The sequence below is a fragment of the Pseudomonas sp. Pseusp49 genome, from assembly GCF_059491875.1.
Window position 1 is genome coordinate 1,054,036 of the sequence record NZ_CP168514.1, and the last position, 26,832, is coordinate 1,080,867.

Genomic DNA, 26,832 nt, shown 5'->3' on the forward strand with positions numbered 1-26,832 from the left:
TTTTGTTCTTCTTTTGTAAAGAGCTCAGCTCAGAGGCCAATGCTGGTGGCAGGCATGACGCACGGCGCTGGCGCTGCTCAGCTTGAGCAGGCCCTGGCTGATACGCCGGCATTCGCTGGCGTCGAGATGACGCACGCGGTCCTTGATTTCACCGATCTGTACCGGGCTCACCGACAGCTCGCTGACCCCCAGGCCGATCAACACCGGCGTGGCCAGCGGATCGGACGCCAGTGCACCGCACACACCGACCCAACGCTTGTGCTGTGCCGCACCGGCGCAGGTCTGGGCGATCAACCGCAGCAGGGCCGGGTGCAACGCATCGACGCGCGCGGCAAGGCCGGCATGATCGCGGTCCATGGCCAGGGTGTATTGCGACAGGTCATTGGTGCCGATGGACAGGAAGTCCGCGTGCTCCGCCAGTTGCTCGGCCAGCAACGCGGCGGCCGGCACTTCAATCATCACCCCCAGCTCCGGGCGCTGCGCCAGACCCAGTTCGGTGCACAAGGCGTCGAGGCGTTGGCGGATGTGCAGCAGTTCATCGACCTCAGTGATCATCGGCAGCAGGATCCGGCAGCGTGACAATGGGCTCAGGTGCAGCAGCGCGCGCAGTTGCTGGTCGAGCAGTTCCGGGCGGACCTGGGCCAGGCGAATGCCGCGCAGGCCGAGCACCGGGTTGGCCTCGGCGGGCAGTGGCAGGTAGTCGAGTTGCTTGTCGCCACCGACGTCGATGGTGCGGATGATCACCGACTTGTCGCCCATGGCATCGAGCACGGCCTGATAGGCCTGATGTTGTTCCTGTTCGTCCGGGGCGGTGAGGCGGTCGACGAAGAGAAACTCGGTGCGCAGCAAGCCGACGCCGTCGGCGCCATTGGCCAATGCGTCTGCCGCTTCCGTGCTGGACGCCACGTTGGCGGCGACTTCGATGTGCAGGCCATCGGTGGTCAGCGCCGGTGTGTGCGCCTGGGCCTGTTGTTCGGCCCGGCGTTGTCGCTGTTGCAGTTGCAGCTGGCGCACGTCGGCCAGGCGCTGAGTGCCGGGTGCCAGTTCGAGGCGGCCGCCGTCGGCGTCCAGCACCACCGGTTGCCCCTGTTGCTGATCCAGCAGCGTCGAGCCCAGTGCGACCATGCACGGCAGGCCTTTGCCCCGGGCCAGAATCGCCACGTGGGAGGTCGCACCGCCCTCGGCCATGCACAGCCCGGCGACGCCTTGCTGGCTCAGTTGCAGCAGATCGGAGGGGGTCAGTTCATGGGCCGCGACGATGGCGCCGGCCGGCACGTCGTAATGCCAGGTATCGCCGAGCAATACGCGCAGCACCCGTTGCTTGAGATCGCGCAGGTCGTTGGCGCGTTCGGCGAGCAATGTGCTGCCGGTTTGCTGGAGCACTTCGCATTGCGCGTCGATGGCCTGGCTCCAGGCGTGGGTCGCGGCTGTGCCCTGGTCGACGGATTGGCTGGCAGCGTCCAGCAAGGCCGGGTCTTCGAGCAGCGCCAGGTGTGCGGCGAAAATGGCCTCTTCAGCGCTGTCCTTGTGTTTTTTTGCCAGGGCCAGGGTGTGGTCGATTTCGCTGCGCACCTGGCCCAGTGCCGCGTCCAGAACCTGGCGTTGCTGTTGCGGATCATGATCGCCGGCATCCACTGGCAGGCTGATCGCATTCAGGCGAATCAGCGGCCCGCCGACCAGGCCGGGCGCCGCACAGACGCCGTGCAACACACCGGCTTCGGCGGGGCGATTGCGTTGGGCGATTGTTGGTGGCGCGGCGGCGTGACTGTCTTCAGCCAGGGCTGTGGATAACGCGGTGAGCAAGGCTTGCAGCGCGGCTTCGGCATCCGGGCCCTGGCAACTGACCTGGACTTCTGCCTGCTCGCCGATGGCCAGCCCCATCAGGCCGATCAAGCTGTCGCAGGTGGCCGACTTGCCGGCGAAGTGCAGCTGCGATTTGCTTTTGAAACCTTGCGCGGTCTGGCGGATCAACGCCGCCGGCCGCGCGTGCAGGCCGCCACGGTGAGCAATGCGCACGTGACCGACAATCTCGGCGCCGGCAAACTCGACATCGACCTCTGCGGTCGATGTCTGTCGACGAATGATGTGCAGCAGCGGCTCACCGACTTTCACCGATTTGAGGGTGATGGGCCGCGCCTGAAAGTCCTGGCTGTTGGTGAGGATCAGCAGGCTGACCAGGCTTTTGCATTGTTGCGCGACCTTGTCCAGGTCGTAGCGCAGCAGGGGTTGGCCATTGGCGACGCGCGCGCCTTCCTTGACCAGCATCGAGAAACCCTGGCCCTGCAGCTCGACCGTGTCGAGGCCCAGGTGCAGGAGCAATTCCGCGCCGTTGTCGGCACGCAAGGTCAGCGCGTGACCGGTGCGCGCGACATGCACCACCACACCCGCGCAGGGGGCGTGGAGCGTGTCGTTGAGCGGATCGATGGCGATGCCGTCGCCCATGGCGCCGCTGGCAAACACCGGGTCCGGGACTTTGGCGAGTGTAAGCACCGGGCCGCTGAGCGGGGCGCTTAAAGTCAGCTCTTTATTGTTGTTATGCATGGCTCGGTCTCATCAAATAAAGGTTCGCTTGGCACGCTTGTGTAGGAGCTGCCGCAGGCTGCGATCTGTTGATCTTCAAAATCAAAAGATCGCAGCCTGCGGCAGCTCCTACACACGGGACACCGGTCATCAGTGGGTGCGGGTGACTTTGCTCAAGTGCCGCGGCTGGTCCGGGTCCATGCCGCGGGCCACGGCCAGGCCGGCGGCCATCACGTAGAAACTCTGGATCGCCAGGATCGGGTCGAGGGCCGGGTGTTCGGCGCGGGTCAGGGTCAGGTCGCGCTCGAGCACGTCATCCGGTGCGGCCAGCAGGACACGGGCGCCGCGCTGGCGCATGTCGGCGGCCAGGCTCAGCAGACCGGCCTGTTCGGCGCCCCGTGGGGCAAACACCAGCAGCGGGTAGTTGTCGCCGATCAGGGCCATCGGGCCGTGACGGACTTCGGCGCTGCTGAAGGCTTCGGCCTGGATCGCCGAGGTCTCTTTGAATTTGAGCGCCGCTTCCTGGGCGATGGCGAAACCGGCGCCACGGCCGATCACCATCAGCCGCTGGCAATCGCGCAAGACCTCGATGGCCGGGCTCCAGTCCTGCTGCGCGGCGTTGCGCAGGCCGTCGGGCAAGGCCAAGCCGGCCTCGAGCAGTTCGGCGTCGTCCTTCCAGTGCCCGATCAACCGCGCGCTGGCGCTCAGGGTGGCGATGAAACTCTTGGTCGCGGCGACGCTGCTTTCAGTGCCGGCACACAGCGGCAGGCTGAACTCACAGGCGGCTTCCAGCGGCGAGTCCTCGGCATTGACCAGCGAAATGCTCAAGGCGCCGCGCTTGCGCAACAGGCGCAGGCTGTTGACCAGGTCCGGGCTTTGCCCCGATTGCGAGAAGGCGAATGCCACCTGGCCGCTGACCTTCAGCGGCGCCTGCTGCATGGTCACCACCGACATCGGCAACGATGCCACCGGGATGCCCAGCAGCTGCATGGTCAGATAGGCGAAGTAACTGGCGGCGTGGTCGGAGCTGCCGCGCGCCACGGTCATGGCCACTTGCGGGGGCTGACGACGCAGGCGTCCGGCGATCTCGATCATCTGCGGGTCGAGTTGCTGCAGTTGGGTTTGCACGGCCTCGAACGAGGATAGCGCCTCTTCAAGCATTTTTGAAGTCAATGTCTTCTCCTTCGACCATGACGGCGGTCAGTTTCAGTGAGCGATCCAGCCGCACGCAGTCGGCCCAGGCCCCCGGTTGCAGGCGCCCGCGTTCGGTGAGGCCGAGGTAGTCGGCGGGGAATTGCGACAGGCGCTGCGAGGCTTCGGCGATGGGCAGGCCGATTTTCACCAGGTTGCGCAACGCCTGATCCATGGTCAGGGTGCTGCCGGCCAGGGTGCCGTCGGGCAGGCGCACGCCGCCCAGGCACTTGGTCACGGTGTGGCTGCCGAGTTTGTACTCGCCGTCGGGCATGCCGGCGGCGGCGGTCGAGTCGGTGACGCAGTACAGGCACGGGATCGAGCGCAGGGCGACGCGGATGGCGCCGGGGTGCACGTGCAGCAAGTCCGGGATCAGTTCGGCGTATTTGGCGTGGGCCAGTGCCGCGCCGACGATCCCCGGCTCGCGGTGATGCAGCGGACTCATGGCGTTGTAGAGGTGGGTGAAGCTGCTGGCGCCGGCCTCCAGCGCCGCGACGCCTTCCTCGTAACTGCCCAGGGTGTGGCCGATCTGCATGCGGATGCCGCGGCGGCTGAGGTCGCGGATCAAGGCATCGTGACCGGCTATTTCCGGGGCAATGGTGATCACCCGGATCGGCGCCAGTGCCAGGTACGCTTCGACCTCGGCCATCAACGCGGTGTGGGCGAAGTTGGGTTGCGCGCCGAGCTTGCCGGGGTTGATGTAGGGGCCTTCGAGGTGCACGCCGAGCACCCGGGCGCAGCCTTGTGGTCGCTGCTCACAGAATTCGCCGACGGCTTTGAGTACGCTGGTGATCTCGTCGCTCGGCGCCGTCATGGTGGTGGCCAGCAGCGAGGTGGTGCCGAAGCGCACGTGGGTGCGGGTGATGGTTTCGAAGGCGGGCGTGCCTTCCATGATGTCTTTGCCGCCACCGCCGTGAACGTGCAGGTCGATGAAACCCGGCAGCAGATAAGGCAGGTCGTTGTCCGCCGGATCGCAAGGGACGCCTTCGATGGACACGACCTTGCCGTGGGCGTGGACCAGTCGGCCGCGAACCCAGCCGCGGGCGGTGAGGATGTTGTCTTCGGACATGTCGGGATCTCGGTTTTTAGCGACCGGCTGTTTTGTCAGCGACGCAGTTCGGCCACAAAGTCGTAGTAGTCGTTGCGGCAATAGGTGTCGGTGACTTCGATGGGTGTGTTGTCTTCCAGGTAGCCGACCCGGGTCATCAGCAGCATGGCGGTGCCGGGGGCGATGCCGACCAGCGCGGCGAACTCTTCCGAGGCGTTGATCGCCTGGATATGCTGCAAGGCGCGCACCACCGGCTTGCCGATGCCGTCGAGAAATTCGTAGAGGGAATCACCCACTGATTGCGGCTTGGGAATGATCGAGGCGGGCAGAGTGCTCATCTCGATGGCCATCACGGTGTCGTCGGCCTTGCGCAGGCGTTTGAGCCGCGCGACCTTGTCGTTGGGCGACAGGCCGAGGCGGATCAGCTCTTCGTGGGTCGGCAGGGTGATTTCCCGCTCCAGCCATTGCGAACCGGGCACGAAACCCTTGAGGCGGAGCATTTCACTGAAACCGGACAGTCGCGATAGCGGTTGTTCGAGGCGCGGCGTGATGAAGGTGCCGGAGCCCTGGTTACGGCGGATCAGGCCCTGTTCGAACAACACTTCCAGCGCCTTGCGGGCGGTGACGCGGGAGATACCCAGGGTCTCGCTCAGATGGCGTTCCGACGGCATGGCCTGTTCGGCTTTCCACTGGCCGGCATGGATCGCCGCTTCCAGATTGCGTGCCAGTTGCAGGTACAACGGCGTGGGTTGAGTGTCGTCGGGGCGCAGGGCCTGTAGGTCGTTCATGTAGGCATTGTCCGATGCGGATATAGGATTGTTGTCGCCCGGTTGTGAGGCGAAACTAATACCACTTGCATACCATGTCAACGCGGGTGTTTTACAAGAATTGGCTGATTGTGGCCGGGTGGAGGTGGGGTGGTTTGAAGTGGTATTAGCGGTGGGCTTTAAAACGACAAAGATCGCAGCCTGCGGCAGCTCCTACAGGTGGGATTGGTATCAACCCTGTAGGAGCTGCCGCAGGCTGCGATCTTTTGATTTTATTTTTTGATGCCGACCAATGGTCGAGGGAATTACGGACGAATCTCGATCATCGTGCCGTCCGGCACCAGGTTCCAGACTTCACGCATGTCCATGTTGCGCATGGCGATGCAGCCGTCGGTCCAGTCCAGGGTGTGGAACAGGTCTTCCGGGGTGTCCTCGGTGTCCGGGGTGCCGTGGATCATGATCATGCCGCCGGGCTCGACGCCTTCACGGCGGGCGCGGGCCGAGTCGCTGATGTTCGGGTAGGAAATGTGCATCGCCAGGTTGAATTTATCACTGACCTTGCGCCAGTCGACCCAGTAGAGGCCTTCCGGGGTGCGCTTGTCGCCTTCCATCAGTTTCGGCCCCTTGGGACGCTTGCCCAGGGAAATGCGATAGGTCTTGAGCGGCTTGCCGTCATTGATCAATTGCAATTGATGGGACGACTTGAGAACCAGGATTTTCTCGATGACCTTGCCGTCCAGGGGTTCCAGGGCAGAAGCCTGGGACACCGCGACGAAAGACAAACAGAACAGGGCAAGCAACCAGCGCATTGAAACGATTCCCCAGGAGGTGTCGCGACTATTCATTTATAGATGTTTTATGTAGGAGCTGCCGAAGGCTCAAGCCGCGTTCGGACGATTCTTCAGCCGCTACCAATGATACCAATATGGCATCAGATAATGGCAGGCTGGGCAAGCGGCGGAATCGATTCAGACCGTACGGGATAGATCTCGGTCCGCCGGTCAGCGAAGAAGCATTCTAAGGTACGGCCCACCGTGCGGAAAGCCAGCTCATCCCAAGGAATGTCCGCTTCGTCGAATAGTTGCACTTCCAGGCTCTCGGGGCCGGCAGAAAAATCCAGATCGGCCAGCTCGGCACGGAAGAACACATGCACCTGGCTGATGTGCGGCACATCGATCAGGGTATAGATGCTCAGGTTGCGCACCCGGGCGCAGGCTTCCTCGGCGGTTTCGCGAATGGCGGCCTGTTCGATGGTCTCGCCGTTCTCCATGAAACCGGCGGGCAGGGTCCAGTAGCCCCGGCGCGGCTCGATGGCCCGCCGGCACAGCAACACCTTGCTGCCCCAGGTCGCCACGCAGCCGGCGACGATATTGGGGTTCTGGTAGTGGATGGCCTGACAGCTGTCGCAGACAAAACGCAGGCGTGAATCGCCCTCGGGAATGCGCTGGGTCACCGGGTTACCGCACTGGCTGCAAAATTTCATGCTGGGGTTCCTGAATGCTGCGCCTATCTTGGCGTGCGGCGGTGCCGGTCGGCAAGTTGTCGTTTCGCGACATGGGGCGGTTGCGGGGGTTGGGCGACCGCAGCGATTGGTGCATGATGCCGGGTAAGGCACAAATCGAGAACACTCATGCTGGACGAGCTACTGCATCGGGTTAGTCACCACACTCCACGCACGCTGGAGACCGATCGTCGTTTTCCCGAGGCCGCAGTGCTGGTGCCCATCACCCGCAGTGACGAGCCCGAGCTGGTGTTGACCCTGCGTGCCAGTGGCCTGTCGACCCATGGCGGCGAAGTCGCCTTCCCCGGCGGTCGCCGCGACCCCGAAGACCCCGACCTGATGTTCACCGCCCTGCGTGAAGCCGAGGAAGAGATCGGCCTGCCGCCGGGGTTGGTCGAGGTGATCGGCCCGCTCAGCCCGCTGATCAGCCTGCATGGCATCATGGTCACGCCCTATGTTGGGGTGATCCCGGATTTTGTCGAATACCGGGCCAACGATGCCGAGATCGCCGCGGTATTCAGCGTGCCCCTGGAGTTCTTCCGCAAAGACCCCCGCGAACATACCCATCGCATCGACTATCAGGGCCGCAGCTGGTACGTGCCGAGCTATCGTTTTGGCGAATACAAGATCTGGGGGCTGACGGCGATCATGATCGTCGAGTTGATCAACCTGCTGTATGACGCCAAAATCAGCCTGCACCAACCTCCCAAAAGCTTTATCAATATCTGAAGCCATCGTTCGAATGGCACAGCCCGAGCCCTGAGGAATACAACAATGAAATACCGCCTGGGCGACGCCCGTGTCGAAACCCATCCACAGAGCTGGGTCGCCCCCAATGCCGTGCTGGTGGGCAAGGTCAAGCTGGAGGAGGGCGCCAACGTCTGGTTCAACGCCGTGCTGCGCGGCGACAACGAGTTGATCCTGATCGGCAAGAACAGCAACGTCCAGGACGGTACCGTGATGCACACCGACATGGGCTATCCGCTGACCATCGGCACCGGCGTGACCATCGGCCACAACGCCATGCTTCACGGCTGCACCGTCGGCGACAACAGCCTGATCGGCATCAACGCGGTGATTCTCAATGGCGCGAAGATCGGCAGGAACTGCATCATCGGCGCCAATTCGCTGATCGGCGAAGGCAAGGAGATTCCGGACGGGTCGCTGGTCATGGGGTCGCCCGGCAAAGTGGTGCGCGAATTGACCGAACCGCAAATCAGGATGCTGGAAGCCAGCGCTGCCCACTATGTGCACAACTCGCAGCGTTATGCCCGCGATCTGGTCGAGCAGGAAGAATGAGCACGCCAGAACGCCCGGTGGCATCGCCCTGCGTGAGCATTTGTGCGCTGGATGACGATGATATCTGCACCGGTTGCCAGCGTACGGTTGAGGAAATTACCCGCTGGAGCCGCATGACCAACGACGAACGGCGCAAGGTGCTGGGGTTGTGTCATGAGCGGGCCAAGGCCAGTGGGCTGGTGTGGATGATCGGCAAGACACCTGGTCGATAATTGAAGATCAAGAGATCGCAGCCTTCGGCAGCTCCTACAGGGGATCGCATTCCATGTAGGAGCTGCCGCAGGCTGCGATCTTTTGATTTTGCGTTGGGCTGAAGTACCCTGCACACCAAATTACAGGTACTCCCATGCTCTTCCTGATCACCTACATCAGTAGCGTCGTGCTGATCAACTTCGCCTTCTCCACCGCCCCCCATCTGGACATCATCTGGTCGGCCTGGGGCGGGCTGGTGTTTATTTTGCGCGACATGGTGCAAACCCGTTTCGGGCATGGCGCCCTCGTGGCCATGCTGGTGGCGCTGGTGTTGTCCTACGCTACCTCCGATCCGTCCATCGCCCTGGCCAGCGCCACGGCGTTCGCGGTTTCCGAGTGCATCGACTGGCTGGTGTTCAGCATCACCAAGCGCCCGCTGCATGATCGCCTGTGGATAAGTTCGGCCCTGAGCATTCCCCTCGACACCTTTATCTTTTTCGGCATGATCGACGCCCTGACGCCGGGGGTGATCCTCACCGCACTGGGGTCGAAATTCGCCGGGGTCACCGTCGTGTGGCTGATCATGGCCTGGCGCCTGCGCAAACAGGCTGTCGTCAGCTGAAGTTCATGTAAAATGCCGCGCTTTCTCCCCATGGGAAGCGTGCTTCCCTCGATGATCCGCTTCTTGAGGACCTTCAGATGACCCGTATCGGAACCCCATTGTCGCCCACCGCGACCCGCGTATTGATGTGTGGCTGTGGCGAGTTGGGCAAGGAAGTGGTGATCGAGCTGCAACGCCTGGGCGTTGAAGTGATTGCCGTGGATCGCTACGCCAACGCGCCGGCCATGCAGGTGGCGCACCGCAGCCACGTGATCAACATGCTCGATGGCGCTGCCCTGCGTGCCGTGATCGAGGCCGAGAAGCCGCATTTCATCGTTCCGGAAATCGAAGCCATCGCCACCGCGACCCTGGTGGAGCTGGAGGCCGAAGGTTTCACCGTGATCCCGACCGCCCGCGCCGCGCAACTGACCATGAACCGCGAAGGCATCCGTCGCCTGGCCGCTGAAGAGCTGGACCTGCCGACCTCGCCGTACCACTTCGCCGACACCTTCGAGGACTACAGCAAAGCCGTCGAAGACCTCGGTTTCCCGTGCGTGGTCAAGCCGGTCATGAGTTCCTCGGGCAAGGGCCAGAGCCTGCTGCGCAGCGTCGATGACGTGCAGAAAGCCTGGGACTACGCCCAGGAAGGTGGCCGTGCCGGTAAAGGTCGGGTGATCATCGAAGGCTTCATCGATTTCGACTACGAAATCACCCTGCTGACCGTGCGTCACGTCGGCGGCACTACGTTCTGCGCGCCGGTCGGTCACCGTCAGGAGAAGGGCGATTACCAGGAATCCTGGCAGCCGCAGGCCATGAGCCCGATTGCCCTGGCTGAATCCGAACGTGTTGCCAAAGCCGTGACCGAAGCCCTGGGTGGCCGTGGTCTGTTCGGCGTCGAATTGTTCATCAAGGGTGATCAGGTGTGGTTCAGCGAAGTCTCGCCGCGCCCGCACGACACCGGCTTGGTCACGCTGATTTCTCAGGACCTGTCGCAGTTCGCCCTGCATGCACGGGCCATTCTCGGCCTGCCGATCCCGTTGATCCGTCAGTTCGGGCCATCGGCTTCGGCGGTGATTCTGGTGGAAGGGCAGTCGACCCAGACCGCATTCGCCAACCTCGGTGCCGCCTTGAGCGAGCCGGATACCGCGCTGCGCTTGTTCGGCAAGCCTGAAGTCAACGGCCAGCGCCGCATGGGCGTGGCCCTGGCGCGCGACGAGTCGATCGAAGCCGCCCGCGCCAAGGCGACCCGTGCTTCGCAAGCGGTTGTGGTAGAGCTGTAAAACCCGAAACTCTGTGGGAGCGGGCTTGCTCGCGAAGAGGGAGTGTCAGTGAACATCAATGTGTCTGACACACCGCTTTCGCGAGCAAGCCCGCTCCCACAGGTTCGGTGTTCAGTCTCTATAATTTGTGGATGCCCAAGACCCTTCATCAATGCTCCAGGCCTGTATCCATGAATTCCCAAAGCATCATCGTCCCGAAAATCTCCACTCTGCCGGTGCACGAGCCCCGGGCCCGGGCCGTTGTGCGCTGGCTGGTGCGCAAGAACATCATCCAGGAAGAGCTGACCACCTGTGGCCGCACCGGCAATCGCATGGCCCATGCCATCGCCGACGGCGCCCGCGCAGTGGTCCTGCACCCCGAAGCCTTGCCGTTCGGCGAGCCGGTCAATGGTCTGGAGATCATTACCAAACGCTGCATCTATACGCCGGCCAAGGGTTTCCTTGAAGAAGCAGGCTGCGCCGAGTGTCGCAAGGAAGTCGGTGAAGCGCTGTTCGAAAGCCTGGAAGACTGGATGCCGGGGCGCACCGATAACTTCACCTGCCCGGAATGCGGGCATGAAGACGACATCAACGGCTTTCTGTTCCTACAGGAGTGCGGCTTCTCCAACCTCGGATTCATCTTCAACAACTGGGCCGAAGCCGGGTTCAAGCAAAGCTTTCTCGACGAATTCGCCGATTGGCTCGATCAGCCGGTGAGCTGGGTCAAAGTCGAACTCTGACTGTAGGAGCTGCCGAAGGCTGCGATCTTTTGATCTTGTTTCTGAAAATCAAAGTCAAAAGATCGCAGCCTTCGGCAGCTCCTACAGGAACGTGGTGAATCCCTTGGATTCGGGCATTAATTCCCGTATGTCAGTAATGCCAATAATAGTCAGAGTTTTACATTGAACCCGAGGGGGTGTCTGACTATAATGGCGCGCTTCCATTTTCCCGCTCGGGAGCCCCCGCGATGCTGCGTATCAGCCAAGAAGCTCTGACATTCGACGACATTCTCCTAGTGCCCGGTTATTCCGAGGTGCTTCCTAACGAAGTCAGTCTCAAGACCCGCCTTACCCGTGGCATCGAGCTGAATATTCCACTGGTCTCCGCCGCCATGGACACCGTCACTGAAGCCCGTCTGGCAATTGCCATGGCTCAGGAAGGTGGTATCGGCATCATCCACAAGAACATGACCATCGAGCAGCAAGCTGCCGAAGTCCGCAAGGTCAAGAAGTTCGAAGCCGGCGTCGTAAAAGACCCGATCACCATCGAGGCTGATGCCACGGTGCGCGACCTGTTCGAACTGACCCGCCTGCACAACATCTCCGGCGTTCCGGTACTGCACAATGGCGACCTGGTCGGCATTGTCACCTCCCGTGACGTGCGTTTCGAGAACCGTCTGGAAGCCACTGTCCGTGAAGTGATGACGCCTAAAGAGCGTCTGGTCACGGTCAAGGAAGGCGCCGACAAGAACGATGTGCGTGAGCTGCTGCACAAGCACCGCATCGAGCGCGTGCTGATCGTCGACGACAAGTTCGCCCTCAAGGGCATGATGACCGTCAACGACATCGAAAAAGCCAAGGCTTACCCGCTGGCCAGCAAGGACGATCAAGGTCGTCTGCGCGTGGGTGCTGCCGTCGGTACCGGTAAAGACACCGGTGACCGCGTCGCTGCCCTGGTCAACGCCGGCGTTGACGTGGTGGTGGTCGACACCGCTCACGGTCACTCCAAGGGCGTGATCGATCGCGTTCGCTGGGTCAAGCAGAACTTCCCTGAAGTGCAGGTCATCGGCGGCAACATCGCCACCGGCGCTGCCGCCAAGGCCCTGGCCGAAGCCGGCGCTGACGCGGTCAAGGTCGGTATCGGCCCTGGCTCGATCTGCACCACCCGTATCGTCGCCGGTGTCGGCGTACCGCAAATCAGTGCCATCGCCAACGTCGCCGCTGCCCTCGAAGGCACTGGCGTACCGTTGATCGCCGACGGCGGTATCCGTTTCTCCGGTGACCTGTCCAAGGCCATCGTAGCCGGTGCTTCCTGCGTGATGATGGGCTCGATGTTCGCCGGTACCGAAGAAGCGCCGGGCGAGATCGAACTGTTCCAGGGCCGTTCGTACAAGGCTTATCGCGGCATGGGTTCGCTGGGCGCCATGTCCCAGGCCCAGGGTTCCTCCGATCGTTACTTCCAGGACTCCTCGGCAGGCGCCGAGAAGCTGGTTCCGGAAGGAATCGAAGGGCGTGTTCCGTACAAGGGCACCCTGAGCGCGATCATCCACCAGTTGATGGGCGGCCTGCGCTCCTCGATGGGCTACACCGGTAGCGCCAACATCGAAGAGATGCGCACCAAGCCCGAGTTCGTGCGGATCACCGGCGCCGGCATGGCCGAGTCCCACGTTCACGACGTGCAGATCACCAAGGAAGCGCCGAACTATCGGGTCGGCTGACGCCGACAGCTATAAGCCACAAGTTACAAGCTGCAAGCGGTGCTGTGATAGTGCAGTGCCGCGCGGTTTCCGATTACTTGCAGCTTGCAGCTTGAAGCTTGCAACTGCTTTTAAGAGTTTCCCCCATGGCCCTCGACATTCACGCTCACCGCATCCTGATCCTCGACTTCGGTTCCCAGTACACCCAGCTGATCGCCCGCCGCGTGCGTGAAATCGGCGTGTATTGCGAACTGCACCCGTTCGACATGGACGAAGATGCGATCCGCGAATTCGCTCCTAAAGGCGTCATCCTCGCCGGTGGCCCGGAGTCGGTTCACGAAGCCAACAGCCCTCGCTGCCCGCAAGCCGTTTTCGACCTGGGCGTCCCCGTCTTCGGTATCTGCTACGGCATGCAGACCATGGCCGAGCAACTGGGCGGCAAGGTTGAAGGTTCCGAGCTGCGTGAGTTCGGTTACGCCCGCGTGGACGTGGTCGGCAAGAGCCGTCTGCTCGACGGCATCGAAGACCACATCGACGCCGACGGCCTGTTCGGCCTCGACGTATGGATGAGCCACGGTGACAAGGTCACCCGGATGCCGGAAGACTTCCACATCCTGGCCAGCACCCCGAGCTGCCCGATCGCCGGCATGTTCAGCGACGAGCGTCGTTACTACGGCGTGCAGTTCCACCCGGAAGTGACCCACACCAAGCAGGGCGGTCGCATCCTGTCGCGCTTCATCCTCGACATCTGCGAGTGCGAAGCGCTGTGGACCCCGTCTAAGATCGCTGAAGACGCCATCGCCCAGGTTCGCGCTCAGGTCGGCACCGACAACGTCCTGCTGGGTCTGTCCGGCGGTGTCGACTCGTCCGTGGTTGCCGCACTGCTGCACAAGGCCATCGGCGATCAGCTGACCTGCGTGTTCGTCGACAACGGCCTGCTGCGCCTGCACGAAGGCGAGCAAGTGATGGCCATGTTCGCCGAGAACATGGGCGTCAAGGTGATCCGCGCCAACGCTGAAGACCAGTTCCTCAACAACCTGGCCGGCGAAGCCGACCCGGAGAAGAAGCGCAAGATCATCGGCCGCACCTTCATCGACGTGTTCGATGCCGAATCCTGCAAGCTGGACAACATCAAGTACCTGGCCCAGGGCACCATCTACCCGGACGTGATCGAGTCGGCTGGCGCGAAAAGCGGCAAGGCCCACGTGATCAAGTCGCACCACAACGTGGGCGGCCTGCCGGAAGAGATGAACCTGAAACTGGTCGAGCCACTGCGCGAACTGTTCAAGGACGAAGTCCGTCGTCTGGGCCTCGAGCTGGGTCTGCCGTACGACATGGTCTACCGTCACCCGTTCCCGGGCCCGGGCCTGGGCGTGCGCATCCTCGGTGAAGTGAAGAAGGAATACGCCGACCTGCTGCGTCGTGCCGACCACATTTTCATCGAAGAACTGCGCAAGGCCGACTGGTACCACAAGGTCAGCCAGGCCTTCGTGGTGTTCCAGCCGGTGAAATCGGTTGGCGTGGTCGGCGATGGCCGTCGTTACGCCTGGGTCGTGGCCCTGCGTGCCGTGGAAACCATCGACTTCATGACCGCGCGTTGGGCTCACCTGCCTTACGAACTGCTGGAAACCGTATCCGGCCGCATCATCAATGAAATCGAAGGCATCTCCCGCGTCACCTACGACGTGTCGAGCAAGCCGCCGGCGACCATTGAGTGGGAATGATCCCGCGCCAGCCTTGATGTGCTGAAGGCTGGAACACAAAAACCGTGTGAAATCCGATTTCACACGGTTTTTTTGTGCGCCGGTTACAGCGGTTTCGACCAGCCGGCCAGTGTCATGCCCATTTGATCCAGCCCATTCAATAGCGCTTTCATGCTGCCAAAGCGTTTGCCATTGATCGAAGGCCATTCGGGGCGTTCGATGTAGAAGCGGCCGTTATCGTTCTCGATGAGCGTACGCACGACTGCATTGCTGCGGCTGCGGTGCACCAGGAAGGTCATGCGCGGTTGCAGTTTCAAGGTGTACATCCCGCGGTGGGGCAAGGCCGCTTCGATTTCCGACTGGGTCTGCGCTGTCCATGGCGTTGCCATTCGCAGGAGCAAATCACCTTTGACCAAGGCGCTGCGATCGAACGCGGTTCCGCCCAGCGGCAGGATCCTTCCCGGGTCGGCCTCGATGCCCACCGGGGCGCCTTCGGCGACATCTTCAACGCGTATGCCGATGGCTTCTTCCAGTTCGCTGACACCCGCCACGCCTTCGAAGGTGTTGGAGTGGGAGTTGCCCATCAGCGCCACCCATTTGTGTGCGCCACGCAGGGCCTGGTCGCTGCGAATGATCGAGCGAGCGAAGTAGTTCATCATTTTCTGTCGCGCCGTGGGCTCAACCGCAGGCTCCAGCGATCCGACCTTCTCCATGCCGTTGAGCCGGTAGCTCGCCATGCAATCGATGGCCTGCACACGAATCTTGAAACGACGGGCCTGTTTGACCAGTTGCAGAAACGTGTCGCGCCCTAGCGGATCGGTCATGTTGCCGACATCGAGTGCGTTGAGGTAGCTCTCCAGGTCTTTCGCCATCGTCCCTGTTTCGAAATACGTATCCAGCGCCGCTTGATGGAAGTCGGTCAGCAGATGTTCCATGTACAGGGTCTTCACGTTCTTGTTGGCCAGCAGCTCCATGTTCTCGATCAGCCACTGCTTGCTGGCGATGGAGCTATGGCTTTCGCCGATCACCAGGCCTCGGGCATGTTCGAGGCTTTTCGCGATGATGTCTTTGGCACTGGCCTCGGGAGCAAGCGCCGGGATCGGCGGACGTGCGGGAAGTTGTAGCTCGGCGTAAAAGCGCACGGCATCGCGATGCAGGCGTTTTCTGATCGCCTTGAAATCGCGGTAGGGATCGTGCTCGTTGAGGCTGTCGTAGAAGTCGCGCAACGACTCGTCGTCCTGGCCGTTCGCGCCACCTTTCAGTTCGGCCTTCAACTGCTCGGGCATGTCGTACTCCGAGGCGGGCAAGCGCAGCATGGGTGTCTTGCCACCACCGTTGAGCCCGCCGCGCGGCATGGTTTGCCATTCACCCTCAGCGTTCAGGCGCACGGGGATCGAGTTGGAGAACGCGTGAGGGTTTTCCGGGTCGATGACGGCCCAGTGCCCGCCGCCGTTGAGGTCGGCTTCCCAACGCACGTAGTAAGGCGTGTGATTGAGCATGATGGCGGTTGAAGGATTGGAGTTGAGTCGATAGATGCCCTGGAATTTTCCGGGCTCATCAACCATCGTTTCACCTTCAAGCAGTTCGTTGGCCTGCCAGTTGGAGGGAATGGCCGGTCGCGGGATGTCGGGCAGTGCCTGTGCCACGTCTTGAAGTACTGGCCAGCCCATTGGCCGCATGCCTTTTGCGATCAGTGCCTGTTTCAGTTCCTCGTAACTATCCACCGTCATGGACTCGTAGGTCGGTGCGAGCGGGGTATCCAGATTGATCCTGCCGCCGGGAGTCAAACGGATAACACTGTCGGCCATGCGCCCCTCGGCGTTGCGATAGACCACCAGCACGCTGCTGCGGTAGCGCTGGAAGGTGAACATCCCCGGTTCCGGCAACAGCGCCCGCAGGTCCTGTGGCGTTCTGTAGGCCCATGGGGTTTCCACTTGCACACGCCAGTCGCCTTTGATCAGCGACGGGATGCTGCCGGGATCGGCCTGGCCTTCGACTTCAACCGCTGGGGAATGCGGATAGTCGGCGTACTCCATGGCCAGCCCGAGGTCCGTCGTGATGGGCTGCGCGGCGCCAGGTTTTACATCATCGATGCGGATGCTCAGGGCATCGGTCTGTTCGCCGATACCGCGATAGCCCCTGAAGGTCGACAGGTTTTCCCGATCCACCAACGCCACCCAGTTGGCGGAACCATTGATCGCTTGGTTGTGGCGGATGACCTGGCTGGCGAAAAAACTCCTGGCCATTTGCCGGTCCGGTTCCGGATCGAAGGTGTTTCTGTTGATGTCATAGGTACTCGACATATCGATGGCCTGTACCCGGATTCGCTGGGCGTTGGCCGTTCTCACCAGCTGCCTGAGGTTGAATCTGCCTTCGGGATCGTTACCTGCCTTGAGGTCGAGTTTCTTCAGGTAGGTGTCCAGTTCTGCGGGCATCTCACCGGTACGGGCGAGGGTGTCCAGATCAAGCTGATTGACGTTTGTCAGCAGCTCCTGCAGGTAAAGCGTCTTCACTCCGCGCCGGGCCAGCGCGGGCATGTTGTCGATCAGCCATTGTTTGCTGCCGATACTGCCGCGGCTTTCTCCGATGATCAGCCCCGGTTTTTCCGCAAATGCGCTGTCGAGCAACTCGGCTGGCGTTGTGATCTGCGCCGCTGCAGTCACCGGCAGGCGGGGCGCCGGAGGATTGAGTTCATACCAGGCGTTGGCATCGCGAATCAGGTCGTTACGAGCGGTGTCGATCTGTGTTGGCTCAACCGTGGGTTTGGTCGAATCAATCAGGTCGGACATTTCCTTGGCTTCGGCGGCTTCGATTTCAGGGCCGATTTCTTCCAGCGAGCCCGGCCCCTTGAGAACGAGCAGATTGAACAGCAGATCAATGCCGCTGAGCACCGCACCAAGGATACCGGCCTTGAGCTCCTGTGGGGTTTTGCCGTTCACCGCCTGATCGATGTTCAGGCCGATGCTGGCGATGCTGGCGCCGATCACGGGCAGGGCGACCGGCCAACCGACCACTGCCATCGGGCCGAAGACTTTCATACCGGCGCTGAGGTAGCCGAGCCAGAGTTTTTTGCGCAGGTCGCCATTGGAGGTCAGCGAGAGCGCGGCTTCAGCGAACATCGCGTCCTTGGTCGAGTCGCGCAACCAGGTGAAGGCATCGCCGCTGACGACCTGATCTTCCTGGTTGATCAGGTGATGATCGTACTGGCCCCAGGAGTTCACCAGCCGGTTCATGAGGTCGGTGATGTTCTCGTCGATTGCCTGCCGGTCAGCCTGGGAGAAGTGCGTCATGAACTGTCGGCGCACTTGTTTTTTGTTCATCTGCTGCAACACCCAGAAGTGCATGTCCGTCGCGGTTTCCAATACTGTGAACGCATTGATCTCACCGGGCAGGTAGACGATCTGGCGACCCTTGGGCGCGACAATGCGCAGCGCATTGATGGCGACGTAGCCGGCGACATCGAGGCTGCGAACGTTGCCGGCGCAAGGGTGCAGCGCTTGCAGCATCGGCAGGCTGACGGGCCAGGTGACAGGGCCGATCACGGCTTGAGTGACGTACTGGAAATCCTCGTCACTCAACTGGCCTTTGTCCCGTGCTTTAACGGCTTTGATGAGAAAGTTGCACTTGGCGAGGGTGCGGAAATCGTCGCCGGATCGGGTCCAGAAGGTGGTCAGGCGTTCTTCGTACAGCGCGCTGAAATTGATGCTCCAGAAGTCCTTCAGCACGTCGTTGCCGTGCAGGCGCACTTCATTGCTTTCGTTGTAGATCTCTGCGTGGGGCCCCGCGGTGTAGAAGCCGCCATACACGTCGAGCAGGTCGGCGTTGTCCTGGTCGCCGACCCGAAAACGCTGGATCACCAGTTGCGTCAGGGTCATGGTCGACGTGGGCGTTGCGTGCACGTGCTCCCAACCGGTGAAGGCTTTCGAGCTGCTTTGGGAAGCGTCGAAACGATGGAAATAGACCTCGTCCGGATCGAGGCCGGTGACGTGGTACTTCTTCAGCAAATCGCTGGCGACTTCGTGGGCCGTGTCCTGCAGGCTCGGGCAGGTCTGGATCACGGTGGTGGCGATCGCCTTGAGGGCGGTCTTGTCGGCGGCGTTGGGCAACGGCTGGGTTTGTGTCGTGTTCATTGCACTCTCTTTCCTTGAGAATTCGAATGCCGAGGATGCTGCCCTCGTTCGATGAAGGTGCGCTGCATAGTTATGTCTCTTTATCCGCGCAATGGGTGTAGAGACACGGCCATCTGCGTCCATCCGCCGCGCAGCCCTTACTGTTTCGCAATCGCAGGTGTATCGTATTCGCCTTTTGCGGGCCCCCGGGGCCTGTCCGATTCGCGAGGTGGTTGGTTAATGTCCTTTTCCCGTCGACAAATACTCGGTGGTCTGGCCGGTCTTGTGGTGGTTGGCGTGGGAGCCGGTGGTGCGTCGCGTTACTGGCTAGGCAAGATGGCCGATGCGGATGCCGGTCACGACTATGAGTTGATCGCCGCGCCGTTGGACGTGGAGTTGGTGGCCGGGCACAAGACCCAGGCCTGGGCCTTCGGCCCGTCGGCGCCGGGCACCGAGTTGCGGGTGCGCCAGGGTGAATGGCTGCGGGTGCGCTTCATCAATCACTTGCCGGTGGCGACCACCATTCATTGGCACGGTATCCGCCTGCCGCTGGAGATGGACGGCGTACCCTACGTCTCGCAATTGCCGGTGCTGCCGGGCGAGTACTTCGACTACAAATTCCGCGTACCGGATGCCGGCAGCTATTGGTATCACCCGCATGTGAACAGCAGCGAAGAACTCGGCCGTGGCCTGGTCGGCCCGCTGATCATCGAAGAGCGCGAGCCCACCGGTTTCAAGTACGAAAAGACCCTGAGCCTGAAGAGCTGGCATGTCGACGAGGTCGGCAATTTCGTCGAGTTCAGCATCCCCCGGGAAGCGGCCCGTGGCGGCACGGCGGGACGCCTGGCGACCATCAACGGTGTGCCGCAGGCGGTGATCGACTTGCCGGCCGGGCAGATCACCCGGGTGCGCATTCTCAACCTCGACAACACCCTGACCTATCGCCTGAACATTCCCGGCGTCGAAGCGCAGATCTATGCGCTCGACGGCAACCCCATCGAACCGCGCCCGCTGGGCAAGGAATACTGGCTCGGCCCCGGCATGCGCATTTGCCTGGCAATCAAGGCGCCTGCGGCCGGTGAAGAATTGTCCTTGCGCAACGGTCCGGTGCGCCTGGGTACCTTGCGTTCAGTGGCCAATACCGACGCACCGAGCGAATGGCCACCGGCACTGCCGGCCAACCCGATCGCCGAACCGGACCTGGCCAATGCCGAGAAACTCAACTTCAATTTCGAATGGGTCGGCTCGGTGTCGGTCAACGTCGACAACGGCAAGCCGCCGAGCCTGTGGCAGATCAACGGCAAGGCTTGGGACATCACTGACAAGACCTGCGCCGACCGCCCGATTGCCAAGCTGGAAAAGGGCAAGAGCTACATTTTCGAATTGAAGAACATGACCCAGTATCAGCACCCGATTCACCTGCATGGCATGAGCTTCAAGGTCATCGCCTCGAACCGGCACAAGGTGATTCCGTACTTCACCGACACTTATCTGCTGGGCAAGAACGAGCGCGCGCAAGTGGCGCTGGTGGCGGATAACCCCGGGGTCTGGATGTTCCACTGCCATGTGATCGATCACATGGAAACCGGCCTGATGGCCGCCATCGAGGTGGCGTGATGCGTCAGATTCGTCCCGCCGCCATCATCGATCGCAGCCGTGATCGCGAATTCATGCGTGAAGCCCTGGCCCTGGCCGCCCAAGGCGCGGCCCTGGGCGAAGTGCCGGTGGGCGCGGTGCTGGTGCAGGACGGTGAAATCATCGGGCGAGGTTTCAACTGCCCGATCAGCACCAGCGATCCCAGCGCCCACGCCGAGATGGTCGCGATTCGTGCCGCCGCCGAGGCTGTCAGCAACTATCGCCTGCCCGGCAGCACGCTGTATGTGACGCTGGAGCCGTGCAGCATGTGCGCCGGGCTGATCGTGCATTCGCGGATCACGCGGGTGGTGTATGGCGCGCTGGAGCCGAAGGCGGGGATTGTGCAGAGCCAGGGGCAATTCTTTACCCAGGGCTTTTTGAATCACCGGGTGTTGCATGAGGGTGGGGTGTTGGCGGAGGAGTGCGGGGCTGTTTTAAGTGAGTTCTTCAAGGCTCGAAGAGCAAAACCTTCCGACTAAACACAGACCCCCCTGTAGGAGCGAGCCTGCTCGCGATGGTCGTGAACGATTACGCGGGCAATCTGGTTCCCCGCGGTGTTCTTGAGTCCATCGCGAGCAGGCTCGCTCCTACAGGGGTCATGTAGGAGCTGCCGAAGGCTGCGATCTTTTGATCTTGCTTTTATTTACGGGCGACGATAACTGCCCGCATCGGCGCCGGCAGCCCTTCAATCGTCTTGCTGTGATCGTCGGGATCGAGAAAATCGCTCAGCGACTGATACTTCATCCACTGCGTCCCGCTGTTCCTCGACGGTAGTGGTGCTTGAAGTCAAAAGATCGCAGCCTTCGGCAGCTCCTACAGGGGATCGCGATACACGTGTAGGAGCTGCCGAAGGCTGCGATCTTTTGATCCTGCTTTTATTTACGGGCGACAATCACCGCCCGCATCGGCGCCGGCAGCCCTTCAATCGTCTTGCTGTGATCCTCGGGATCGAGGAAGTCACTGAGCGACTGATACTTCATCCACTCGGTGCCACGCTGTTCCTCGACAGTGGTGGTGCTCACATCCACGCACTTCACATCGCTGAACCCGGCACGTCGCAGCCACAACTCCAGCGCCGGCACCGACGGCAGGAACCACACGTTGCGCATCTGCGCGTAGCGGTCTTCCGGCACCAGCACCTGGTGCTTGTCGCCTTCGACCACCAGCGTTTCCAGCACCAGCTCACCACCCTTGACCAGGCAGTCCTTCAGCGCCAGCAAATGCTCGATGGGCGAGCGGCGGTGGTAGAAAACACCCATGGAAAATACCGTGTCGAAGCCTTCTAGGTTCGGCGGCAGGTCTTCGAAGGGGAAGGGCAGGTGCCAGGCGTTCGGTTCGGACAGGTAGCGCTGCACCGCCTGGAACTGGCAGAAGAACAGCCAGTTCGGGTCGACACCGATCACGCTGTCGGCACCGGCGCCGAGCATGCGCCACATGTAGTAGCCGTTGCCGCAGCCGACATCGAGGATGCGCTTGCCCACGAGGTCCAGATGCGGGGCGACCCGCGACCACTTCCAGTCCGAGCGCCATTCGGTGTCGACGTGAACCCCGAACAGGTCGAACGGCCCCTTGCGCCACGGCGACAGGCCCATCAATGCGGAGCGCATTTGCGCGCGGGTTTCATCGTCGCAATCTGTGTCCAGCTTCAGGCCGTTGAGCAAATCAACTTCGCTCGGCTGGATCTTTGGCAGGGCGTCCAGCGCGCTTTGCCAGCGCTCCAGGTCGCCATGGCCCTTTTCCATTTTCTTGTCGAGTTGCGCCTGCAGGGTGTTGGCCCATTCGGCCAGCGGCGTGCCGGCCAGACGGCGGGCGAGGGGAGACAGATCAATCATGGCAGGGCAATCAACGAGGCAAAGTTAAGACACTGGAACCACGGCACGACTTTCGAGAACCCGGCGGCCAACAGGCGTTCGCGGTGTTCTTCGAGGCTGTCGGGCTTCATGACGTTTTCGATGGCGCTGCGCTTCTGGGCGATTTCCAGCTCGCTGTAGCCGTTGGCGCGTTTGAAGGCGATGTGCAGGTCGGTGAGCAACGCGTGTTCCTGCTCGTCTTCGAAGCGCAGTTTTTCCGAGAGAATCAGGGCGCCGCCAGGCAGCAGCGACTGACGGATGTGCGTCAACAGCGCGGTGCGTTGGTCCGGGGCGATGAATTGCAGGGTGAAGTTCAGCGCCACCACCGAGGCCGGCTGGAACTCCAGCGCCAGGATGTCGCCCTCGATCACCTCGACCGGCAGCAACTCCTGGAACATCGAGTCCTGGCCATTGAGGTATTCGCGGCAGCGCTCGACCATGGCGGCGGAGTTATCCACAGCGATGACGCGGCAACCGTCGGTGCGCACATGCCGGCGCAGGGCCTGGGTCACGGCACCCAGGGACGAGCCCAGGTCGTAGAGCACGCTGCCCGGTTGGGCGAACTGCGCGGCGAGCACGCCGAGGTTTTCGACGATGGTCGGATAGCCCGGCACCGAGCGCTTGATCATGTCCGGGAACACCCGCACCACGTCCTCGTTAAAGGCGAAGTCAGGCACCTGGGCCAAAGGCTGGGCGAAAAGGCGATCGGGTTCTTTGCTCACGGCGGTTCCAGCGGTATCGGTGAAAAGGCCGGCATTTTAGCCAAGTTGGCGCGGGGATGCGCGGGTTGTCTGATAAAGCGGGTGGGTTGATGCAGTTCGAAAGCCGAGAGTGCTCTTGTGGCGAGGGGGCTTGCCCCCGTTGGACTGCGAAACAGTCCCAAAACCATGCAACCGGGTAATCACAGATACACCCGACTAACAGGGTTTACGACGGCTGCGCCGCCGAACGGGGTGGTGCGGCATTCCGACGAGCCCCCTCGCCACAGGGATCAGCGTTTGCCTTGGGAGAACGCCGAGGCCGTGATGCCCCACTGCCCCAGCCAATAGCTGAGGATGATCACGTAGGGCGCCGCATCGAACGGCACCACGAACCGGCTGATGCCAATCACACTGTCCGAAAACACAAACGCCACCGCACCACCGGCGGCCAGCAGGGCCGAACGCTTGGGCACATCACTGCCAAGCCGGGCCAGCGCGCGCCAGAGCATGGCGCTGATCGCCAGGCCGTAGACGATCACCGGAATCAGCAATGGGCCCAGCCCGTGAGAAATCAGAATCCCCAACAGCACCGCACCCACGCCGAGGGCGATGATCAGGGGTAAAAGGGCCAGGCGCCGGCAATCGCTGAGGTAGGCTTTCAGATACGCCAGGTGGGCGACCAGAAATGCGCCGAGGCCGAACACGAACAAGTCACCCGGCAAGGCCAGCAACACGTCGCCGACCAAGGAGAAAATCAAGCCCAGGCTGATCCAGCGCCGATATTCGCCGGGTGGTGCGTCGTGCAGCCAGCCGAGCAAGGCCAGCACCGGCAGCGGCTTGACCAGCAGGCACAGCATGGAGGCATGTACGCTCAGGCCATAAAGGAAGGTCACCGCGCCCATCAGCGCCAGAATCAGCCAGCCCACGGTCAGTTAACCGAGATCGCGCAGTCGAACGAGTCCACGGGCAGCACTTCCGGCGCCCACGGCTGTTGCGAGGTCAGGCGCAGACGTCCCGTGCCGGTTGCAAAAGCCTGGAAACGCCAGGTCGAAACCCCGGCCGAACCGACGATGCCGGCATCTTCCGGATTTCGATACACCTCTGGCCCCAAGGCGTGCAGTACGCCGCCGGCGGAATCCTGGATCGCCCAGCGATAACCCGTGGTCGGATTGCTCGGCAGGGTCAGGATCAGGTTTTGTCCGTTGCTGAGTTTCACCGGGCATTCGCTCTGTTTTTCCACGGTCACGTTGTGTGCAGGTTGCGTGGCGCACGCGGCCAGCAAGGCTAGGGCGAGGGGGACAAGCAGGCGAATGGAGGACATGGGGTCGGGGGCTCCGGCGTTGGCGACGAACGGCGAGCATAACTGAAGATGAGACAAAGTGTGACAGGTTGGGGATTGGCGCTGTCAGTGCCGACGCCTTCGCGGGCAAGCCCGCTCCCACAGGGATTGAGGGTGCACACAAGTTTTGTGACCGACTCAATTTCCTGTGGGAGCGGGCTTGCCCGCGAAGACGGCAGTACAGGCGCTACAAGAGCATCAGAACAACACCTTGGCCACATCCGCAAAGCGCTTGGCAAAGTGCACGGTAATCCCCTCCTTCAGGTACTCCGGCAGTTCCTCGAAATTACCCCGGTTGGCTTCCGGCAGAATCAGCTCGAAAATCTTCTGCCGCCGCGCTGCAATCACCTTCTCGCGCACCCCGCCAATCGGCAGCACATGCCCGGTCAACGTCAGCTCACCGGTCATGGCCACGCCTTTTTTCGGTGGTTGGTTGCGTGCCAGCGACAGCAGGGCGCTGGCCATGGTCACGCCGGCGCTCGGGCCGTCTTTCGGCGTGGCGCCTTCCGGCACGTGCAGGTGCACGAAGGCTTCGTCGAAGAACTTCGGATCGCCGCCATAGGACTTCAGGTGCGAGCTGACGTAGCTGTAGGCGATCTCCGCCGACTCTTTCATCACGTCACCCAGTTGCCCGGTGAGCTTGAACCCACGGTTGAGGGTGTGGATGCGCGTGGCTTCGATCGGCAGGGTGGCACCGCCCATGCTGGTCCAGGCAAGGCCGGTGATCACGCCGACCCCCGCCAGCACCTGCTCGTTGCGGAACACCGGTTTGCCGAGCGACGCTTCGAGATCTTTCGGGCCGAGCTTGATCACCGCTTTTGGGTCGTCGAGCAGTTTCATCACCGCTTTGCGCACCAGCTTGCCGAGGTTTTTTTCCAGCTGGCGCACGCCGGCTTCACGGGCATAGCCGTCGACCAGCGCCTTGAGCGCGCTATCGCTGATGCTCAGGCTGCCCTTGGACACGCCGGCTTTCTCAAGCTGCTTGGGCCACAGGTGACGCTTGGCGATGGCGACTTTTTCTTCGGTGATGTAGCCCGACAGGCGAATCACTTCCATGCGGTCGAGCAACGGGCCGGGGATCGAGTCCAGGGTGTTGGCGGTGCACACGAACAACACTTTCGACAGGTCCATCCGCAGGTCCAGATAGTGGTCGAGGAATTCGACGTTCTGCTCCGGATCGAGGGTTTCCAGCAAGGCCGAGGCCGGGTCGCCCTGGTAGCTCTGGCCCATCTTGTCGATCTCGTCGAGCATGATCACCGGGTTCATCACTTCGACGTCCTTCAGCGCTTGCACCAGCTTGCCCGGCTGCGCACCGATGTAGGTACGGCGGTGGCCCTTGATCTCGGCTTCGTCGCGCATGCCGCCAAGGCTGAAGCGATAGAACGGCCGGCCCAGGGATTCGGCGATGGACTTGCCGACGCTGGTCTTGCCCACGCCCGGCGGCCCCACCAGCAGCACGATGGAGCCGCTGATCTCGCCTTTGTAGGCACCAACGGCGAGGAATTCGAGGATGCGGTCCTTGATGTCGTCGAGGCCGGCGTGGTGTTTGTCCAGCACCTTGCGCGCGTGCTTGAGGTCGAGTTTATCCTCGCCGTACACGCCCCACGGCACCGAGGTCGCCCAGTCGATGTAATTGCGGGTGACCGCATACTCCGGCGAGCCGGTCTCGAGGATCGACAGCTTGTTCATTTCCTCTTCAAGGCGTTTCTGCACCTGCGCCGGCAGGACTTTGCCCACCAGTCGCTGCTCGAACTGTTCAAGGTCGGCGCTGCGATCGTCCTTGGTCAGGCCCAGCTCTTGCTGGATGACCTTGAGTTGCTCCTTGAGGAAGAACTCGCGCTGATGTTCACCGATCTTGCGGTTAACTTCGGCGGAAATCTCTTTTTGCAGGCGCGCGACCTCGACTTCCTTGCGCAGCATCGGCAGAACTTTTTCCATGCGCTTGAGCATTGGCACGCAGTCGAGCACTTCCTGCAACTCGCTGCCGGTGGCCGAAGTGAGAGCGGCAGCGAAGTCGGTCAGCGGCGATGGATCGTTGGGGCTGAAACGGTTGAGATAGTTCTTCAGCTCTTCGCTGTACAGCGGGTTGAGCGGCAGCAGTTCCTTGATCGCATTGATCAGCGCCATGCCGTAGGCCTTGACCTCGTCGGTCGGCTCGGTGGGCTGGTGCGGGTATTCGACTTCCACCAGGTACGGCGGGCGATGGTGCTTGAGCCAGGTTTTCAGACGCACACGGGTCAGGCCCTGGGCGACGAATTGCAGTTTGCCGTTTTCGCGGCTGGCGTGGTGCACCTTGACCAGGGTGCCGTAGAGCGGCAGGGCCGAGGTGTCGAAGTGGCGCGGGTCCTCCTGGGGCGTGTCCATGTAGAACAGGGCCAGGGAGTGGTGTTCGGACTTGGCCACCAGGTCGAGGGTCTCGGCCCACGGCTCTTCGTTGACGATGACCGGCAGGACCTGGGCCGGGAAGAATGGCCGGTTGTGGATCGGGATGATGTAGACCTTGTCCGGCAGGTTCTGGCCGGGCAGGGCCAGGCCTTTGCCGGGTTTGTGCTGTGGAGCGCTTTGCGGATCGGCGTATTCGCTCGGGTCTTCGGGGAATTCTTGCTGGTCGCTCATGGGGGCACCTGCACAATGGGTATGGGTCTTAGATGGGGCAGGTTGGCGGTGGTTTCAACGGTCATTTTCTGCAACGCCGTGTTTC

At 62.0% G+C, this 26,832-nt stretch carries 22 protein-coding genes and 1 pseudogene; 10 read left to right on the forward strand and 13 right to left on the reverse strand.

Annotation, left to right across the window (positions count from 1 at the left end; genetic code table 11):
* Positions 1–24: 24 nt before the first annotated feature.
* The 6 genes from ptsP to ACEN83_RS04605 all read right to left on the reverse strand — a co-directional run bounded on the left by ptsP (position 25) and on the right by ACEN83_RS04605 (position 7,009).
* Positions 25–2,541 (reverse strand): phosphoenolpyruvate--protein phosphotransferase, encoded by a 2,517-nt coding sequence (gene ptsP / locus ACEN83_RS04580; RefSeq protein WP_495579610.1) that lies wholly within the window; start codon positions 2,539–2,541, stop codon positions 25–27.
* A gap of 129 nt (positions 2,542–2,670) precedes the next feature.
* The gene (locus tag ACEN83_RS04585; RefSeq protein ID WP_495579611.1) at positions 2,671–3,693 is read right to left on the reverse strand and encodes an SIS domain-containing protein; all 1,023 of its coding nucleotides are present in this window, start codon (positions 3,691–3,693) and stop codon (positions 2,671–2,673) included.
* The gene (nagA, locus tag ACEN83_RS04590) at positions 3,674–4,780 is read right to left on the reverse strand and encodes an N-acetylglucosamine-6-phosphate deacetylase (RefSeq protein ID WP_495579612.1); all 1,107 of its coding nucleotides are present in this window, start codon (positions 4,778–4,780) and stop codon (positions 3,674–3,676) included. The genes ACEN83_RS04585 and nagA overlap by 20 nt, the downstream gene beginning before the upstream one ends.
* Positions 4,781–4,815: 35 nt before the next feature.
* The gene (locus ACEN83_RS04595) at positions 4,816–5,547 is read right to left on the reverse strand and encodes a GntR family transcriptional regulator (protein ID WP_218485921.1); all 732 of its coding nucleotides are present in this window, start codon (positions 5,545–5,547) and stop codon (positions 4,816–4,818) included.
* A 284-nt stretch (positions 5,548–5,831) separates the two neighbouring features.
* A complete protein-coding gene (locus ACEN83_RS04600; RefSeq protein ID WP_007973946.1) occupies positions 5,832–6,335 on the reverse strand; it encodes a L,D-transpeptidase family protein in 504 nt (167 codons plus the stop codon).
* A 122-nt stretch (positions 6,336–6,457) separates the two neighbouring features.
* Complete coding sequence (locus tag ACEN83_RS04605; protein WP_116581918.1) at positions 6,458–7,009, reverse strand: NUDIX hydrolase; 552 nt, start codon at positions 7,007–7,009, stop codon at positions 6,458–6,460.
* Between the two features lie 147 nt (positions 7,010–7,156).
* Here ACEN83_RS04605 and ACEN83_RS04610 point away from each other — a divergent pair, with 147 nt between their 5' ends.
* The 8 genes from ACEN83_RS04610 (at position 7,157) to guaA (ending at position 14,518) form a co-directional block, all read left to right on the forward strand.
* On the forward strand, positions 7,157–7,756 hold the full coding sequence (locus ACEN83_RS04610) for a CoA pyrophosphatase (protein ID WP_495579613.1): 600 nt from the start codon (positions 7,157–7,159) through the stop codon (positions 7,754–7,756).
* A 45-nt stretch (positions 7,757–7,801) separates the two neighbouring features.
* Entirely contained in the window at positions 7,802–8,326 is a 525-nt protein-coding gene (locus ACEN83_RS04615; RefSeq protein WP_495579614.1) for a gamma carbonic anhydrase family protein, read from the forward strand.
* On the forward strand, positions 8,323–8,538 hold the full coding sequence (locus ACEN83_RS04620) for a DUF1289 domain-containing protein (RefSeq protein ID WP_102699097.1): 216 nt from the start codon (positions 8,323–8,325) through the stop codon (positions 8,536–8,538). Before ACEN83_RS04615 ends, ACEN83_RS04620 begins: the two co-directional genes overlap by 4 nt.
* Before the next feature lie 134 nt (positions 8,539–8,672).
* Positions 8,673–9,140: a preQ0 transporter gene (locus ACEN83_RS04625; protein ID WP_495579615.1), complete on the forward strand. Its 468-nt coding sequence runs from the start codon at positions 8,673–8,675 to the stop codon at positions 9,138–9,140.
* A gap of 77 nt (positions 9,141–9,217) precedes the next feature.
* The gene (gene purT, locus ACEN83_RS04630; protein WP_007982831.1) at positions 9,218–10,399 is read left to right on the forward strand and encodes a formate-dependent phosphoribosylglycinamide formyltransferase; all 1,182 of its coding nucleotides are present in this window, start codon (positions 9,218–9,220) and stop codon (positions 10,397–10,399) included.
* Positions 10,400–10,569: 170 nt separating this feature from the next.
* Positions 10,570–11,118 carry a hypothetical protein gene (locus ACEN83_RS04635; protein WP_007973932.1) on the forward strand — a complete coding sequence of 183 codons (549 nt, stop codon included), beginning with the start codon at positions 10,570–10,572 and terminating at the stop codon, positions 11,116–11,118.
* Between the two features lie 227 nt (positions 11,119–11,345).
* Positions 11,346–12,815, forward strand: a complete 1,470-nt coding sequence (guaB, locus tag ACEN83_RS04640) for an IMP dehydrogenase (protein ID WP_007973930.1) — start codon at positions 11,346–11,348, stop codon at positions 12,813–12,815.
* Positions 12,816–12,940: 125 nt separating this feature from the next.
* On the forward strand, positions 12,941–14,518 hold the full coding sequence (gene guaA / locus ACEN83_RS04645; protein WP_007973927.1) for a glutamine-hydrolyzing GMP synthase: 1,578 nt from the start codon (positions 12,941–12,943) through the stop codon (positions 14,516–14,518).
* An 83-nt stretch (positions 14,519–14,601) separates the two neighbouring features.
* On the opposite strand, the gene ACEN83_RS04650 is transcribed toward guaA, so the two are convergent.
* On the reverse strand, positions 14,602–18,627 hold the full coding sequence (locus tag ACEN83_RS04650; protein WP_495579616.1) for a membrane-targeted effector domain-containing toxin: 4,026 nt from the start codon (positions 18,625–18,627) through the stop codon (positions 14,602–14,604).
* A 219-nt stretch (positions 18,628–18,846) separates the two neighbouring features.
* On the opposite strand from ACEN83_RS04650, the gene ACEN83_RS04655 reads away from it, so the two are divergent.
* Both ACEN83_RS04655 and tadA read left to right on the forward strand, forming a co-directional pair.
* Positions 18,847–20,223 carry a multicopper oxidase family protein gene (locus ACEN83_RS04655; RefSeq protein ID WP_007973923.1) on the forward strand — a complete coding sequence of 459 codons (1,377 nt, stop codon included), beginning with the start codon at positions 18,847–18,849 and terminating at the stop codon, positions 20,221–20,223.
* Positions 20,223–20,720, forward strand: coding sequence for a tRNA adenosine(34) deaminase TadA (tadA, locus tag ACEN83_RS04660; RefSeq protein WP_007973921.1), 498 nt, complete (start codon positions 20,223–20,225; stop codon positions 20,718–20,720). Before ACEN83_RS04655 ends, tadA begins: the two co-directional genes overlap by 1 nt.
* A gap of 160 nt (positions 20,721–20,880) precedes the next feature.
* On the opposite strand, the pseudogene ACEN83_RS04665 reads toward tadA, so the two are convergent.
* The 6 genes and pseudogenes from ACEN83_RS04665 to lon all read right to left on the reverse strand — a co-directional run.
* A pseudogene (locus ACEN83_RS04665) lies at positions 20,881–21,022 on the reverse strand (DUF1698 domain-containing protein); the annotation flags it as partial.
* A 94-nt stretch (positions 21,023–21,116) separates the two neighbouring features.
* Positions 21,117–22,073: a tRNA 5-methoxyuridine(34)/uridine 5-oxyacetic acid(34) synthase CmoB gene (gene cmoB / locus ACEN83_RS04670; protein ID WP_495579617.1), complete on the reverse strand. Its 957-nt coding sequence runs from the start codon at positions 22,071–22,073 to the stop codon at positions 21,117–21,119.
* Positions 22,070–22,813 (reverse strand): carboxy-S-adenosyl-L-methionine synthase CmoA, encoded by a 744-nt coding sequence (gene cmoA, locus ACEN83_RS04675; RefSeq protein WP_428608324.1) that lies wholly within the window; start codon positions 22,811–22,813, stop codon positions 22,070–22,072. Before cmoA ends, cmoB begins: the two co-directional genes overlap by 4 nt.
* 269 nt (positions 22,814–23,082) lie before the next feature.
* A complete protein-coding gene (locus tag ACEN83_RS04680) occupies positions 23,083–23,718 on the reverse strand; it encodes a lysoplasmalogenase (protein ID WP_495579618.1) in 636 nt (211 codons plus the stop codon).
* Between the two features lie 2 nt (positions 23,719–23,720).
* Positions 23,721–24,113, reverse strand: coding sequence for a protease inhibitor I42 family protein (locus ACEN83_RS04685; RefSeq protein ID WP_495579619.1), 393 nt, complete (start codon positions 24,111–24,113; stop codon positions 23,721–23,723).
* Positions 24,114–24,329: 216 nt separating this feature from the next.
* Positions 24,330–26,747, reverse strand: a complete 2,418-nt coding sequence (gene lon / locus ACEN83_RS04690; protein ID WP_256358810.1) for an endopeptidase La — start codon at positions 26,745–26,747, stop codon at positions 24,330–24,332.
* Positions 26,748–26,832 lie beyond the last annotated feature (85 nt).